The organism is Kiritimatiellia bacterium, assembly GCA_026417735.1.
Taxonomy (GTDB): Bacteria; Verrucomicrobiota; Kiritimatiellia; order PWTM01; family PWTM01; genus CAACVY01.
Genome location: JAOACR010000002.1, coordinates 1 through 16,372 on the forward strand (window position 1 = coordinate 1; position 16,372 = coordinate 16,372).

General features: G+C 66.5%; 10 protein-coding genes. 7 read left to right on the forward strand and 3 right to left on the reverse strand.

Annotated features, from left to right (window positions below):
* The 5 genes from N2652_00165 to N2652_00185 all read left to right on the forward strand — a co-directional run.
* The coding region (locus N2652_00165; protein ID MCX7817626.1) for a pyridoxal-phosphate dependent enzyme at positions 1-514 on the forward strand (514 nt) is incomplete at its 5' end.
* Positions 515-518: 4 nt separating this feature from the next.
* Complete coding sequence (locus N2652_00170) at positions 519-1,400, forward strand: YicC family protein (protein MCX7817627.1); 882 nt, start codon at positions 519-521, stop codon at positions 1,398-1,400.
* Between the two features lie 28 nt (positions 1,401-1,428).
* A complete protein-coding gene (gmk, locus tag N2652_00175; protein ID MCX7817628.1) occupies positions 1,429-2,037 on the forward strand; it encodes a guanylate kinase in 609 nt (202 codons plus the stop codon).
* Positions 2,038-2,186: 149 nt separating this feature from the next.
* Complete coding sequence (locus N2652_00180) at positions 2,187-3,434, forward strand: Gfo/Idh/MocA family oxidoreductase (protein MCX7817629.1); 1,248 nt, start codon at positions 2,187-2,189, stop codon at positions 3,432-3,434.
* 162 nt (positions 3,435-3,596) lie between these two features.
* The gene (locus tag N2652_00185) at positions 3,597-5,390 is read left to right on the forward strand and encodes a hypothetical protein (protein ID MCX7817630.1); all 1,794 of its coding nucleotides are present in this window, start codon (positions 3,597-3,599) and stop codon (positions 5,388-5,390) included.
* A gap of 31 nt (positions 5,391-5,421) precedes the next feature.
* Here the strand turns inward: N2652_00185 and N2652_00190 are convergent, their stop codons facing one another.
* Genes N2652_00190 through N2652_00200 form a run of 3 tightly spaced genes read right to left on the reverse strand, consistent with a single transcriptional unit; the run spans position 5,422 to position 11,638 of the window.
* A complete protein-coding gene (locus tag N2652_00190) occupies positions 5,422-6,192 on the reverse strand; it encodes a hypothetical protein (GenBank protein MCX7817631.1) in 771 nt (256 codons plus the stop codon).
* Positions 6,193-6,200: 8 nt separating this feature from the next.
* Positions 6,201-6,872, reverse strand: coding sequence for a GDSL-type esterase/lipase family protein (locus N2652_00195; protein ID MCX7817632.1), 672 nt, complete (start codon positions 6,870-6,872; stop codon positions 6,201-6,203).
* Positions 6,869-11,638, reverse strand: coding sequence for a lamin tail domain-containing protein (locus N2652_00200; GenBank protein MCX7817633.1), 4,770 nt, complete (start codon positions 11,636-11,638; stop codon positions 6,869-6,871). The genes N2652_00195 and N2652_00200 overlap by 4 nt, the downstream gene beginning before the upstream one ends.
* Before the next feature lie 175 nt (positions 11,639-11,813).
* Between N2652_00200 and N2652_00205 the strand changes: the two genes are divergently transcribed.
* Positions 11,814-15,353 (forward strand): hypothetical protein, encoded by a 3,540-nt coding sequence (locus N2652_00205; GenBank protein ID MCX7817634.1) that lies wholly within the window; start codon positions 11,814-11,816, stop codon positions 15,351-15,353.
* Between the two features lie 76 nt (positions 15,354-15,429).
* Positions 15,430-16,372, forward strand: a 943-nt coding sequence (locus tag N2652_00210) for a hypothetical protein (protein ID MCX7817635.1), incomplete at its 3' end; no start/stop codon positions are given.

Here is a 16,372-nt window from a genome sequence, read left to right on the forward strand (position 1 = left end):
GTTGCTGGTTGCCTGCGTCGGCGGCGGCAGCAATGCGATGGGGCTGTTCGCGCCATTCCTCCGTGACCGCGGCGTCGCGATGGTCGGGGTGGAGGCCGGCGGCTTAGGCATTCGTCCCGGCCGGCACGCCGCCCGCTTCGCGGCCGGCCGGCCCGGCGTGCTGCAGGGAACACGTACGCTCGTGCTGCAGGACCGCCACGGCCAAATCCTCCCCACGCACTCCGTCAGCGCCGGCCTGGATTACGCGGCCGTCGGCCCGGAGCACGTCTGGCTCCGCGATCGTGGCCGCGCCCGCTACACGTGGGTCAGCGACGCGACCGCGATCCGCGGCTTCGAAACGCTCGCGCAACTTGAGGGGATCCTGCCCGCGCTCGAGTCCGCCCACGCGATCGGATGGCTGCTGCGTGCCCGCCTTCGCCGCTCGGACCTCGTCATCGTCAATCTCTCCGGCCGCGGTGACAAGGACGTGCAACAGCTGGCGGAGCGCGGCGTCGGGCGGGCCCCGGAGGCGTGAGCCGATGAGCATACGCAGCATGACCGGCTTCGGCCGCGGCACCGCGCGGCGCGACGGTTTGCGGATTGATGTCGAAATCAGCACTGTGAACCGGCGCCAGCTCGATGTGCAGATTCACCTCCCCAAGGAGCTCCAATCGCTGGAATCGCGACTGCAAACTGAAATCGGCCGCTCGATTTTGCGGGGACGTGTCACTGTCAGCGTGAAGGTCGCCGTCACCGATGGCGCCGGGCCGCGCATCCGCGTCCGCACCGAGGCGGCCCGCGCCTACGTCGAAGCCTGGCGACGTCTCGCGCGAAGTCTGCACATGTCCGATCGCATCGATCTGGCGATGCTTGCGGCCATTCCGGACCTCTGGGTGGTCGAGCACCCGGAACAGGACGCCGAAGCGATCTGGCCGACGCTGCTGCGTGCGCTGCGACAGGCGCTGCGGAGCGTCGGCGCGATGCGGGCGGCGGAGGGCGCCGCGCTCGCGCGCGACCTGCGCGCGCGCTTCGCCGCCATCGGCCGGCGCCTGGTCGCGATCCGCCGCGCTGCGCCACTGGCGGCGGAGCGCCATCGCACCCGCCTGCGCCGCTGCGTCGAGGACCTCTGCTGTGCCGCCCATGTCACCCGCGATCAACTGCTCCGCGAAATCGTGACCGCGGCCGAACGCATGGACATCAGCGAGGAGCTCACCCGTCTCGACAGCCACCTCGCCCAGGCCCGCGCAATGCTCCGCCAAGCCGGCCCGATCGGCCGCAGCCTGGACTTTCTCGCGCAGGAGATGTTGCGCGAGGCCCATACGATTTCCGCCAAATGCTGCGACGGCCACATCGCGGAGGAGATCGTCGAGTTCAAATCCGAACTGGAACGCATCCGCGAGCAGATCCAGAACATCGAATGACCCCTCCCGTCGCGTCTCGGCGGCACGCATGAGCGAGCCACCGCCCCCGTTGCTGATCGTCGTCTCGGCCCCTTCCGGCGCCGGGAAAACAACCATCTGCGAACGTCTGCTCGCCGCACACCCGCAAATGGTCTACTCGGTCTCCTGCACCACGCGGCCCCCCCGCGGCGCGGAAGTGAACGGCCGAGACTACCACTTCCTCTCGTCCGAACAGTTCGATGAACTCCTCGCCCGAGGCGAGTTCCTCGAACACGCGACCGTCCACGGCCACCGATACGGCACGCTGCGAGCGCCAGTCGCCGCCGCGCTCACCGCCGGCCGTGATGTGTTGATGGATATTGACGTGCAGGGGGCCGCCAGTGTCCGCCGAGCCGCGCAGACGGCTCCTCCGGGCGACCCCATCGCGCGCGCGTTCGTCGACATCTTCATCGTCCCCCCCTCGCTCGAGGAGCTCCGCCGCCGACTGCTGCGCCGTGGCACCGACTCAGCGGCGACGATCGCGCAACGGCTGGCCAACGCGCAGATGGAACTGGCGCGGGCAGGCGAATACCGCCACACCGTCGTCAACGATGACCTCGAACGGGCGGTCCGGGACATCGAACACATCCTCGACGTGGAGCGCGCCCGCCGCGCCTAACCACCTCGGCTCTCCTTGCGCCGCGCGCGAAACTGTGTGATGCTGCGGCGCCAAACCGTCCCAGCATGCGAGGAACGCCGAAAACCAGCCAGCGCCCAGCCGGGCGACCGATCCCGCGCCGAGTGGCACTCGCGCACATCGCTCGAGCAATGGCCTGGCCGCTTGTCGTGCCGGCCGCGACCCTGGGCCGAGCTGGCACCGTCTCGCCGAACGAACGAATTCGCCTGGCCGCCATCGGCATCGGAGGCCGCGGCCGTTACGTTCTGCAGTGGTTCCTGCGCCAGCCGGACGTACAGGTGCTGGCCGTGTGCGATGTGCACCGACCACACCGGGAAGCCGCGAAGATGAGGGTGGACCAGCAGCACCAAACACGGGACTGTGCGATCTTTCATGACATCCGCGACCTGCTGGCCTGCGCCGCCAACTTCGACGCCGCATTGATCGCGATCGGCGACCGCTGGCACGCGCTCGCCGCGGTGTGGGCGATGCGCGCGGGCCTGGATGTGTACTGCGAAAAACCCTCGTCAATGACGGTCGCGGAAGGCCGGGCAGTAGTGGAGACGGCGACCCGATTCGGCCGCATCTACCAGACCGGCACGCAGCGGCTGAGCGAGCCGAACCATGTACTCGTGTTCGAGCTGGCTCGCACGGGTCGTCTCGGCCGCTTGCACACCTGCTACGCGCACATCGCCAGCGGACCCACCGTGCTCGGCGTGGAATGGGCGCCGCCCCAACCTGAACCGGCCCCCGAGGAAACAAATTGGGACGCCTGGCTCGGCCCATGCCCGTGGCGGCCGTACAACGCCCGCTACGTTGGCGGAAATTGGCGCAACGACGCCGACTTCCACACCGGCGCGATCGGCGAATGGGGCGCGCATACGATCGCGCAGTGCCTACAAGCAATCGAGCCGCCCCCCGAGGCACCGGTGGAGATTGAGCCGGCGCCCAACACCACTGGCGACGGAACCCGACTGCGCTTCGCCAACGGTGTCACGATGGTACTGGAGGCGGGCCGGGGACACTGGCGCGGCGCCTGCGGCGAATGGATCGAGGGCGACGAGGGGGCCGCGGGAACGGCCGACGGCGATTCGGTACCGGCGGTGTCCCATCCGGCGCTGCTCCGCGAATCACGCCGGCTGCTCGCCGTCTACCAGCAGCGCACCGGTCGCGCGCTCGATCACGTGCGCAATTTCCTCGATTGTATTCGCAGCCGCGAGCGGCCGGTCGCCGACGAGGTCGTGATGCATCGCTCGATGAGCCTCGTCCATGCCGCGAACATTGCGCAGCGGCTGCAGAGGCCACTGGTCTGGGATCCGGCCGCCGAGCGTTTTCGCGACGCACCGGACGCAAATCGCTTTCTCTCGCGCGCCGCGCGCGCTCCCTGGTTGTTCGGCTGAATGCGCCGGTGTTTCCAGCATCGCCGTGCGCTCGCCCTCATCGCGTGCACCCTCTCCTCCTCCCGGCCCTGCCTCGCCGGCGCTCCACCCTTCCGAACTGAAGCGGAATGCCTCGCCGTGCTTACCCAGTCCAACGTTCCCGCCGCAGCGGTCGCTGTGGCGATGCACGAACTGGCTGCGGTTGCCACCGAGGCCGCCGTCCCGATACTTCGGCCCTACCTCGTCAGCTCCCAGTGGTGCGACGCCGCTCGCGGCGCGCTGGAAACGCTGCAGCACCCCGCCGCCGCCGCCGCAATGCGCCAGGCTGCCGAGAGCACCACGGGCCGCCCGCTCGCAGGCCTTCTCGACAGTCTTGGCCGGCGCCGCGACGAGGCCACCGTTTCGCTCGCCGCCCGTCACCTGGCCGATGCGGACCCCGATGTCGCCGCCGCAGCCGCCAGAGCCCTGGCCCGCATTGCGAACAACGCCGCAATCCGTGAGCTCGTCGGTGCGGCAGTCGACCCGCAACGGCCACCCTCGACGCCGCTCATCGAAGCGCTCTGGAGCGCCGCGGACGAACTCCTGCGCCGCGGCGGACCGCTGCAGTCGATACTCCCGGCGCTTGACGCCCTCGGCACCCCCCCCCGTCCGGCGAACGCGATCGCGCTCCGCGTCCGTGCCGCGACGAATTCCGGGGCAGACGCGGTCGCGCTCGTGCGGACGGAGTCGAACCCCGCCGTCGGGCTCGCCGCAGCGCATCTGCTACGGCGAGGCGAGCTGGCCGCTCCCCCCAGCCTCTCCGCGGACCTGCTCGCCGACCTCCCAACGCCCCTGCGCGATGCGTTGCTCGCCGCCGTGATCCGCCACCGCCCGGAATCGGTGGACACGCTGCTGCTGGAACTGGCGTCCGACTCCCGATCGGATCTTCGGAATCTTGCGCTGTCTGCCATAGGCCGGTGGGGCCGCGCCGCCGCACTGCCCCGCCTCTGGGAACTCGCCCGAACCGCGGACTCCCCAGACTCTGACACCGCCCGCCGATCTCTCGAGGGCTTTCCCGGCGAAGCCGCCGACCACTTTCTGGTGCAATGGCTCAACCCCGCCGGCGCCCCCGCGGACATCGCGCTCGCGTTGGAGCTGCTCGGCCGCCGAGCCTGGGCGCCCGCAGCGGACGCTATGGTGCGCTTGACCGGTCACGGGGATCCCGCCGTCCGCGTTGCAGCCGTGAGCGCCCTGCGGGACGTCGGCACCATCGCGGACATGCTGGCGTTGCTCTCACGGTGGAGCGCACTGCAGGCCCCGGCGGAAATATCCGCGGCGGAACGGACGCTGCTAGCCGTGATCGCGCGGCGACACGGCACAGATCCCGCAGCGCCGCTCATTGCCGCCATTTCCAACGCGCTGCAGACCGCCGCAGTGCCGGCGCGCCCGCCCTTGCTTCGGGCGCTCCACCGTGTCGGCGGACCAGCGGCCGCCGCGGTGGTCATCGGCGCCACCAGCGCGACCGACCCTGAGGTCCGCGACACCGCCGCCCGACTGTTAACCGAATGGCCGGACATCCATGCGCTGGACTGGCTGACGGCGGTCGCCCACCAGAAGGGCGCCGGCCCTCTTCAGCAGCTTGCACTGCGCGCCGCGCTGGGGTGGACAGCCGCCGGCGACCGACCGCTCGGTGAAAAGGCCGAGCGCCTGCTTGCGTTCGAACCGCTGTTGGCCACCGATGACGACCGCCGCGCATTCCTCGCCGCGCTCGGCCAGGTCCCCTGTGCGGCGTCGCTGCACAAAGCCCGCGCGATGCTCTCCGGCCAGCTGGCCGACGAAGCGGCCGCAGCGATCCTCTCCCTCGCCGCACACCCCTCCGCGCTGCCACCACAAGAGTTGCGCAAGGCGCTGGAAGAGGCCGCAGCGGCGCCGGTCGCGCCGGAACTCCGGCGCTCGCTCCGTCAGCGGCTGGTCGAGATCTCTCGCAGCCAACCATAGCGCGGCGCCGCAATCCTCTCTGGATCCGCCTTTACCGCGGCGCGGGCGAGGCGCCGTAGATCACCGACCACTCGTTCGTGAAACGAAGATGCTGCAGCGCCCGCACCGCCCGATTGAACTCCTCCGTCTCAACGGGCGTACCGACACGGTAATTCTCAAATCGGGTCGTTTCGCGAAGCATTTCGCTCGGCCCCCTCAGCACGACATCGTGCCGGGTCGGGATCCATGCCCCGCCGGAACTGCGCACCCACCCGCTGTACGTCCACACCGCCAGCGGCTCCTCGCCACCCTCGGGACGATAAATCGCGATCTGCGCGGGTCGGCCCGCCGGATCGAGCACGACTTCACCCGCCGGCGTCCCGCCGATCACGATCCTCCGCCAGCCATTCGAGGGCGGCCCCTGCTCCCGTTCCGGCGCGGTCGCCCACCTCAGCAACAGGTCCATCGGAGTGCCCGGCACCACCAGGAGCGACCGCCGCATGTCCTCGTCTAGCTCGGCCACAGCCCGCGAGAATCCCCAAAGATCCCCCTCGACATAGCTCCAAAACGTCGTTCCATCCGACACCACCCGCCGCCGCAACGGCGAGAAGGTCTCCGACAGCAGCCGATCGGGCCTCGCCCAGATCACGCGGCTCAGTCGTCGAACCGTTCCCTGGGGACCGGTCGCCTCGCGATGGACGTCACAACGCACCGTCGCGATTTCGTCGTATCCGGCCAGAAGATTCGAGACGATCGGGCCGGCCACCGCGGGCGACACCAGCCCCGCCAAGAGCAGACATGTTCCGCAAGCGGTAGAGTGCATCGAGCGCTTCAGCGGAAACTGGTTATGTCATCGGGCCGCCCGCCCAGCGCACGCCAGATTTCCTGCGCAACCGCTTCCCCCAGCGCACGGCTCCCCTCCTCATTGAAGTGGACGTTGCGCGGCCGTTGCCAACGCCCGAGGTTCGGCAGCGCCAGCCTCGCCAAATCATTCACCGCAATACCCAACGGGCGCAGCACGCATAATGCGGCGTCGTTGTACAGCGCGCAGTCGGCCGGATCCCGGTAGGGCGACGTGCCCTCCGGATAGGGTGTGGTGGTCGCAAAGATGACGCGCGCACCGCAGCAGAGCAGGCGCCGGCCAATCGCCTCGATGTTTCGCCGGTACTCGGGCAGATCCACCTGCCGCGTCCCCTGCCCCTTCGCCAGCGCGTTGCTGCCCTCGGCGGTGACATGCTTCAGATCATGAAGCCCGAAGTTGAAATGAATCACATCCCACCGATCTGTTCCCAGCCACGCATCCAGCTGCGCAAGACCGTGGCGGGTGTGCATCGCGTTGCCGGGGTTATGGAAAACCTCCGCGCGCCCCTGCAGCAACACGCGGACGTGCGGTGTGTAACCGATCGAGATCGAATCACCAATGATCAATACTCGCGGCAAAGGCTCCGCCGCCACCGCCGCGCCCGCCAGTGCGATCGCCAGCCACCAGGGCCGCCGGCTCACTCGGGTAGCTCCTCCAACCATGCACGGACCCTCAACATCCGGCTCGAAGGGGCCGGCCCGTTCGTCACCACCACTGTTTGCCCCGCACCCTCAATGCGCATAAAGCCGGGCAACGGACTCCAGACTCCCGCCGTCAGGGAGGTGGTCGTCTCCACCGCGTAGTATCGCCGTCGGCCCTGGTAGCCCGGCCCCTCAGCGCGTCGCGCCTCGAACGAAACTAACCCGCTCCGATTCGACACTGCGACCAACATCAGTTCGGTCAGTGCATTGCTCACACCTGAGCCGTCGAGAAACTGCAACAGATCTGCGCGGCCGTTGCCATCGCGGTCCGCGAGCGCGTTGGAGGGGCCAAGACTCCCGAACTGGACCAACTCCCACTCGTCGGGGATACCGTTCGTGTTCGCGTCGCCGTTCGAGCACGGCCCGCCGGGCGTACCACGAGGGACACCCGCCCTCCAATGGGCGGGATCATTTCCGTACCATGTCGGCCGGATCTTTTCGATCGAACGTCCGTCCAGCCGACCCGCTGGCGGCCATGGCCACACATCATCATACTCGACCTCGTCCGCCAGAATGAACGGCACAAACCCGTCCGCGTTCGGATACCCCGGTTTGCGGAGCCGAACCGTGTCACCGGCATTGTCCAATACATTGGTGAACGGTCCAAAGATCTGGATGTGCCGCGGAATCGAGTTCGAGGCTCGAAACGCGACCGGATCTCCCCCCACCACCAGCGCGTACTGCCGGCCGGTCAACACCGTGTTTGGCGGGAACGTGAACGCGATGCCGCCGCTGACCCGCCATCGGTTCGTCGGCGCGGTGACCTCGTAGAGCGGTACCAGTCCGTTGGTCACTGCAAGAATCTCAACGTACTCCACCCCGCCCGCCAGCGGCGCGTACAGAATCTCCGTGATCGTCACGGGGCCCACCTTCGGCGGCGCGTTCGGCGCGCCCGGGGTGGGCGCCGACAACGGCGGATACTTGACCACACCGTCCGAACGAAGATGTCGCCCGAACGTCACCTCCCGGTCCGATGCTTCGAATACCACGCTCTGTCGCCAGGACGTCGCCACACCGTTGGTGACCGCGGTCAGATGAATCTCCTCACCCAGTTCACTGAGCGCGAAGGGCACCACGCAACCAGGGTGGTTCGTCGAGTTGAACGCGGACTCGCCGAGGACGAGGTAACCGCCCGGCGGAATCACCGTGCCGGCCGGAATCACAAACTTGCGCAGACGGGCCAGATCGTCGCTCAGCCACCACCCGCCAATGTCCACCGCGAACTCACCGGGGTTGTACAGCTCGATCCAGTCGGGCGTTACGTCACCGTGAGCGAGCCATTCGTTGATCAGAACCCACGCCGGTCCCATTCCCGGCTCCGGTCGGCCGGGTGTGCCCTGCCACACCCATGACGCGCCCCAGTGTTCCCGCCGTCCCCACTCCGAGTGCGGTGCGGCCAGATTCGTGATCACCAACGAGGCACCCTCGCCATCCGCTGCCGGCTGCCACGCGTCGTTGTAGTCGAACTCGAGAATCGTCTCGTTGTTCGGATCCTCGAGTTTCAGCTCTTCCCCGCTATCGTCCAGATACCCCTCACAGGGGCCGAATACGACGATGCCGTTCGTGTCGTATCGCGACGCAAACGCCGCCGGGTTTCGCGCCACCACCACCCGCCCCGCCGGCGGAAGCCAGACGTCGTTCGTCCATCCCCACTGGATGCCCGCGGTGAATCGAACCCCCTTCAGATTGAGCGGCGCATCACCCAGATTGGCCAGCTCGAGCCACTCGAACTCCCGATCGTCCGTCCAAGGGGAGCTCGCTGGCGGCGGGGTCGGATGGAACATGATCTCCGTGACCCGCAGATACTGCTGCCAGGCGGAAGGCGACGGCGGATAGTTCGTCGCCGCCACCAGCCGACCACGGTGGTCCCACAGCTCCACCGATTCACCCCACGAGGACAGATGCCCCGCAAACGGTCCCGTCACATACGCCATCTCGTTGGACCGCGGCGAGACCGGCCGCGTCCGAAACGCGCAGAAGTCGGCGCAAACAAAGAGATTCGAACCCGGCAGCAGGATCGTTCCGCCCGGAAACACGAATCGCACCGCGTTGCTGAACGACCAGCCGGAGAGATCCACCGGCCACGAGTTGGTGTTGACCAGCTCGATGTACTCCTCGTCCTGATTGCCCGAGGGCGGCGACGATTCGATCCGTCGGATCGCAACTCGCGAGAAGTCGGGCGGCGACATCGGGATCAACCCCCCGTTCGTAACGGTCTGGGTCTCCAGGTACCACCGTCGACCCGGCAGGAACAAATTCAGGATTTCGTCGCCCGCCTCGCGCGCGGTCTGCCACGGCGTCCACGATCCCCACTTTGCGTAGTCGAGGTCCGCATCCGACACCGCGACATCGGGCGGGTCGAGCTGGTCCAGCCACCAACGGATCCGCTGCTCGAACCAACCGTTCGTCGTGCCAGGCGGCCCCAGAAAACGGTCCATCGCGGTGCGCATGCGCGCGGCAACCATCGAGCGAACCGCGGGAGTGTCAAGCAGCGCGCGGTACAACCGATTGCCGCTACCGCTCAGATAGCTCTCGTTCGTGTAGACGTTCGGGTCGAAATAATTGTAGGTCGACGTCCATCGATGCCCCAGGCAGAGATCCACGTCCCACGGCAGCAGCATCCAGAGCAGACTGCCCTCCGAATCACGGTAGAGGTAGTAGTTCTTGTGCCCGTGGTCGACGTCGTTGATCACCGCACGGGCGGCAAAGTAGTTCACCGCGCGCGGAATGTCCACGTTGTCAAACACCCACCGCGAGCGTTCCGCCAGCGGACGCGCAGGATTGAGCGCATCAATCAGCTCCTGCAGGTCGGTGTTCGGCTCGTCGCGCCGCGTCTTTTTCTCCGCATACACCACCGACGAGGTCAGCGCCTGGTACATCTTGTAGAGCGCGCCGTCCCCGTCGAAACCCAGCCGCTCGATGAAACGGTTGTCCGCGTCCTCTATCAAATCGTACGTCGAGAAAAACACGCCGTTCGAATGCACGCGGACGGGGAAGGAAAAATGCGCCGGCATGTCGAACGCGGCGAACCATTCCGCCGGAATCACGTTGCGCACCTTTGCCTTGTCCGCCCAGTTGGACAGCAGATCAATGTCCTTCACCCGGCGGGGTCCTCCGTAGTGGAAGCGATGGTCCGACGGGAAATCGAGGTTGAGGCTCTTCTTCGGAAAGGCGCCACCGGAGGTGCTCTGGCCGTGCAGATCGAACCGCACACGGTCGTAGAATTCGTCAAGGTGCCAGACGCACCCGTAGGTACCAACCTCGTTGTAGGCGGCGCTCCAGTTCGGCATGAACACATGCACGAGCGGAAGACGGCTGGTGATGGTCCGATCCTCCATGACCGTGCCGAAGTACTGCGAGCTGTCCCACGGATCCGAGAACGGCGGCAGCAGAGTGACACCCCCCGCCTTGTCCCTCGCTTCGTAGCGCCACCGGACCATCTGGCCGGGGACGGCCATCACCCCCGTCGGCACCGTGCCGCTGAAAGTTCCATCTCCCGCCGCCGCGTCCGGCGCCACGCCATCGTCCTTGAGCAAAACTGCAGTCTCGGATCCGAACATCACCACGTAGTAGGCCCGCACCCACTGAATGTCGGAGGCGACCCGACGCACCGCTGCGGTCAGCACCAGGTTCTGTCCCGCCGGGATCGGGCGGCCCGAACTGTAGGCGCTCTCAATGACCGGCCCCCGCACCTGGTTCTGCGGAACGTTCGGCGCGCCGGGCGTCGGCGGATAAAAGAACGCCCAGTTCGTGCTGTTCACGCTGTACTGCTCGGTCGTCGCGACGAGCCCTGCGCGAATGAGTAGATCCGAATTGTTCGTCGCCCGATTGAAGCCGTAGATCGCCAGTACGTTGGTGCCAACAACGAGCCGTGACCACGGCTTCCGGATGCCGACCTGCGAGACCTGGTGACCATCATTCTCCGCCGTTGCGGTGGAATTCCAGTTCGGCGGCAAATAGGCCAAGGAGAGGTTCGTCGCCCAAATCGCGCGACCGTTGATCCAGGCCATGTAGCCGTCGTCAAACTGCATCTCGAGCGTCAGCGACTGCACCGCGGCAGGCCGCTCGACGACGAACGGAATACGGATCTGCACCGCGGTCCGCCGGTTGAACATTTCGTTCGATACCGTCGACCCGAGATAATTCGAGTAGTTCGCACCAAACCCCACACCGGTGCGTCCGGTGGGCCACGCGCTGTCGTCGTACCATTCGAACACCCACTCGGACGGCGGATCGGCGTCCGGCACTCGGTAGCGACAGGGAGCGTTAGTCCGGACCACCAACGTCATCGAGGTCGTGGCGGGCAGCAGGCCGTAGGCCACATCGGTCGCCTGCGTCGGGAAAGGATTCAGCGCCTGCACAATCACCCCGTTTGAGGCCACTAACGCCAGATATTCGCCGTCCTTTTTCAACTCAAAATTGGTGTGCAGCTCTCGGCCCGGCGTCGCGCGGTTCCGGCCGGAAGCAAAGATGACCCAGTATTCTCCCGGTGCAATGTTCGTCGAGGGAAACACCCACTTGGACAAATTGCCGATCTCATCCGTGAGCCGCCAGCCCGCAAGATTCACCGTTTGCGTGCCGATGTTCGCCAGTTCGATCCAGTCGGAAGCATCTCCAAACTCGTCACGAATCGTCCTCGAGTTGGAAGCGGAAAACTCAGTGATGCGAACGGTGGCGTTTGCCACCAGCGCACTGAAAACCGCCACAGAGAAGCTGAACCAAACCCTAACGCACCTGGCCACATCAGGACGATACCCCCTGCCGCAGCGGGCGGCAAACTGCATGCTCATTCGTCGCCGTGTCGCTATCGCGGGCGCCATCTCCAACCGCAGCATGGGCACCGAATCATGCAGAACGCGCGATTTCTCGTATACTGAGGCCATGCATTCCCTCGAAGTCAATTCCCGGCTGATCGCGTGCCCAATGGTTGTGATCGCGTTGTCTCCCGCTCTCCTCGGCTGCAGACCGCCGCCTCCCCCCCCGCCGGAGCCTGCCCCACCATTGCCTGCGGCGGTCGTGTCGTTTGCCGTAAGGCCGGACATCGTTACGACCGGCTCGGCGGCCGCGGGGCAGTTGGGCACCATCAGCGGTCTGACATACCGCGCTGAGCGGGGCGCCGCGACCACCGGGGCTTTCCCCGTGCTGGTCGAAGGCTCCACACCCGACCGGCGCGCTCTTCGCCTCGATCGGGGCGCGTTCACCGCCCCGTTGCCGGCAGATCTGGGCCGGGGCTTCTCCGTGGAACTGCTTGTCCGCATCGAGGGACAGGGCGGCCTCCTGGGCAATGGGGGGGCGTCGAACGGCACGTTGATCGCCGTCGGGAACGGCTACTCGGACGGATTTCGCCTCACCGCAGACACCGTCCGTCGCACGCTCAGTTTCTCCATTGGCCGACCAGCCCCGCCGCATGCGGTGAGTCTCACCACCCCTCCTGTTCCGTTCGGACAGTGGCTTCATGTGGCCGCCACTTGGGACGGCCGGACCATGCGGGTGTATTTGGCGGGTTGGCCCGTTGGCCAACGCGCGATGACGGATCCCTACACGCCGCCGGCAGCTCCGACGCTCCGGATCGGATACGCCAATGCCGGCGTTGGTTCACTGGACATGGCGGTGGAGCGGGCAACCGTCTTCGCGGTCCCTCTCAGACCGTCCGATTCTCTGCGACTCGCACTGGCGGACGGGCCCGACACCGCCGAGTTCGTCGATGCGTGGGACGCCGCGGTCAGGGCAATCGAGCGAGGCAGCCTCGCCGAAGCCACCGATGTACTGCGCTCAGTGGACCAGACGGCCGCTCGTAGCGGCTCGGGCGCGGCGAGCGTGGCCGCACGCTGGCTGGAAGCCGAGCTCGAGATCGCGCGCGGCCGCAGCGCGGCAGCCGCGGCTGCACTGCTCGAGGTGGTGGCGGACGCCCAGAGTCTAGCGTTCTGGCGGACCGAGTCGCTCGAACGGCTGCGCCGCTGGATCCGCGAAGGCGCCGCATCCAGCTGGCCCGCCGCGGTTCTCGAGCGTGCTTCGGACCAGCTTGCGCTTGCCCCTGCTGAACGGACGTCCCTGATGCTCGCTCAACTCGCGGCATTCATCGAGGCGGGCAAAGCGGAGAAGGCAGGCGAGCTGGTCGCCCGGTTGCTCGACATGCCCTCAGCGGAAGTACAGGTGCGCAGCATCGCGTTGCTCGCGCGCGCCCGTCTTGCACTCGAGGCGGGCGATCTCGACCGCATGCGATCCGATCTCCGCGAAGTTCTCGCTCTCAAGGACGCGCCTCTTGCCCATCGCGACGAGGCCGAGCGCCTCCTCGCCGATCCCGAACCGGGAACCGTTCGCGACCGCCTTTCCCCGTTACCACAGTGGCCGAAACCAGCGATCGAGCTCTTCGTTGCGCCGCACGGCGATGATGCGAATCCCGGCACGCGCGAGCGCCCTCTGGCCACCCCGAACGGTGCTCGAGACGCGCTCCGCCGCCTCCGCACCGCCGGGGGCCTTCCGCCGGGTGGCGCGATCCTCTGGTTCGCGCCCGGCCGATATGCGATCCGTACCTCCGTTCTCCTCGACGCACGCGACTCCGGCACACCCAATGCGCCGATCGTCTGGCGCGCCGCCGATCCCGACCGACCACCCGAGTTCGACGGCGGAGTCCGCCTTCGCCCCGCTCCGCTCTCCGACTCTTACCGCGCGCTCGTCGATCCGGACATCGCCGACCGGTTGATCGAGTTCGACCTCGCCGCGCACGGCCTGACCAACCCCCCGCCGCTGGTCCTGGGGGGCTTCGCGTCCGGCCGAGGTTTTCGCACCATCCCCACGCTGGAACTCTTCGCGGATGGCGGTGCGCTGCCGCGCGCCGCTTGGCCGGACGATGGCTGGGTGCCACTCGTCTCCGTCCACGGCACCAATCCGGTGCTGGCACACGGCCGTACCACCGGCGCCGTCAAGGAAGGGATCCTCGGGTATGACGGCGACCGGCCGGCGCGGTGGACCAACGAACCGGCTTTGCTGTTGCATGGCTACTGGCATCACCGCTGGGCGGATTCCTACGAACACGTCCGCGCGATCGAGACCGCAGCACGCCGCATCCACCTGGAACCACCGTGGCACACGTACGGCTTCCGCAAGGGTGGTTTTTGGCGGGCGGTCAACGCCATCAGCGAGATCAACCAACCCGGCGAGTGGGCGGTGCTGCCCAACGCCCACCGCATCATCGCGATGCCGCCCGCCAAAGGAGCTACGGAGTGGGTCGTCTCCGCCTGCGCGGAGCCCATGCTGCGCGCAGAGAACCTTGCGCACGTCGCCTTTCTCGGACTGGTGTGGCAGTACGGCGCCCACGACGCGCTGCGGTTCCGAGCGGGCACCAATGTGTACATCGCCGGCTGTGTGATCCGACACTTTGCGGGCGACGCGATCGTGTTCGATGGCGGCCGCTCGAACACGGTCCGCTCCTGCGACGTGTACTCAATGGGACGAGGAGGCATCTTCGCCAGTGGCGGCGATCGCCGCACCCTGACGCCGGGCGGCCACCTCGTAGAGAACTGCCATATCCACGATCTGTCTCGCATCCATCCCACCTACACGCCCGCCGTTTCGCTGGCGGGCGTCGGGCACCGCATCGCACATTGCCTCGTTCACCATGTCCGCAGCAGTGCCTTCCGTGTGGCCGGCAATGATCACCTCGTTGAAATGAACGAAATCGCCCACGTGGTGACCGAGTCGGATGACCAGGGCGGCGCGGACATGTGGGGAAATCCCACCTTCCGGGGCGTCCGGTTCCGCCACAACTTCTGGCATCACATCGGCCGACGAGCCGGCGAGACGGTCACCGCCGACGTGGGGCGCGCCGGTATCCGGCTCGACGACGCCATTTGCGGGGTCGTCATCCGCGGAAACATTTTCCTGCGGTGCGGAGCGGGCGGTCACAACATCTTCGGGAGTGTCCAAATCCACGGCGGTAAGGAGAACGAGGTCGACGGCAACGTGATCGCCCTCGCACCCGCCGCGATCAGCTTCACTCCCTGGGCCGAGGCGCGCTGGCGCGAGTTCATCACGGGCACATTGGAGAAACCAGATATCGACCGCGCCCTGTTCCTCGCCCGATACCCTGCGCTGGCCAATCTCCCCGAGAACCCGAATCGCAACGACATCTTCAGAAACTACATCTGGCGCTGCGAAATGCTCGGGTGGAGAAGCGGCGCAGCCCCCCGCTGGCTCGCGAACCAGATCACCGCCGAGCCGGAGACTCCGTTCCTCGCCCCCGAACACGGCAACTTCCAAATCAAGACCGGCCACCGTCCACCCGGTTGCTTCGGACCCGACCCGATCCCGTTCAACGCGATCGGACTCCGGACCGACATATTCCGCAAGTTGCTGCCCGATGCTCTGTTGTCCGATCTTCGAGCGCCCGCCCGGAAGCCCGGTGGTTCGCGTTCTCCATGACGGCCGTTGAATTGACAATAGTAGGGTTTCTGGTAACCTTCCATACCGGGTACGTTGAGCCCAAAAGAGGTGCGGAATGAAGCGCAAACTCTTTGGACCCGTAATCCGCTTGACGCTTGGTTGCATCGTCGGTCTCCTCGCCCCTGCCGCATCAGCGCAACTGATCAGCAACACCTGGCTGAATTTCTCTGGCGGCAACTGGTCCGACGCGGCCAACTGGAGCAACAGCGTAATCCCGAACACTGCCGCGTTTTTCACCGAAGGCTCGAACTACTCGGTCACGCAGAACGTCGATGTGACCCTCGGCACAATCCGCCTGTGGGTGGCGGGCGGCACGTACGTCGTGCCTGCTGGCCGATGGCTCTTCGTCACGAACGTCGGAGGTGTCGGGGGCAACAACAACAACGGGTTGAGCTTCAACCATCCGTCGACGATGACGCTGCTGATCAATGGCGGGCTTGTGACAAATTCTGGTTTTTACCTCGGTGGAGCAGCTCAGCTGATCATCACCAATAATGGTCTCCTCTACACTCGTAACATGGGTCAGACGCGGATCGATCGGAACGCCTCGTTGACCCAGTACAGCGGTGTTTGGGATCACCTACCCTCATTGGAAGTCGCGTTTGACGGCACAGTGCCTGGGCCTGTGGCATATGTGAATTTGTTCGGCGGCACCACATTGATCCGCGGCAGTCTGGCTCTGGGCGCCCGTGAGACTGGAATTCTTACGATCAATGGCGGTACCCTCACCAACTGGGTCGATCTGACTGTTGGCGCCTCCGCGCCCAGTTTTTACGCCTCCGCAACAGGCCTTCTCAATCTGGCCAGCGGCACGATCATCCATATCCGAAACCTGCTCATCGGCGACTTTCTCTGGACAAATGCGCAGCGCAGTCAGTTCACGATCACTGGCGGGGAGTACCGCAACATCACGAACGCCGCGGCTCAAATTCGTGTGGGGAACCGTGGCACTGGCGCACTGCACGTGGCGGGCGGCAGCTTTGTCGCCACAAACGGCG

Coding starts and splice junctions, on each gene's coding strand:
- N2652_00170 (MCX7817627.1), top strand. CDS start 519: ATGAGCATACGCAGCATGACCGGCTTCGGCCGCGGCACCGCGCGGCGC.
- gmk (MCX7817628.1), top strand. CDS start 1,429: ATGAGCGAGCCACCGCCCCCGTTGCTGATCGTCGTCTCGGCCCCTTCC.
- N2652_00180 (MCX7817629.1), top strand. CDS start 2,187: ATGGCCTGGCCGCTTGTCGTGCCGGCCGCGACCCTGGGCCGAGCTGGC.
- N2652_00185 (MCX7817630.1), top strand. CDS start 3,597: ATGCACGAACTGGCTGCGGTTGCCACCGAGGCCGCCGTCCCGATACTT.
- N2652_00190 (MCX7817631.1), bottom strand. CDS start 6,192: ATGCACTCTACCGCTTGCGGAACATGTCTGCTCTTGGCGGGGCTGGTG.
- N2652_00205 (MCX7817634.1), top strand. CDS start 11,814: ATGCATTCCCTCGAAGTCAATTCCCGGCTGATCGCGTGCCCAATGGTT.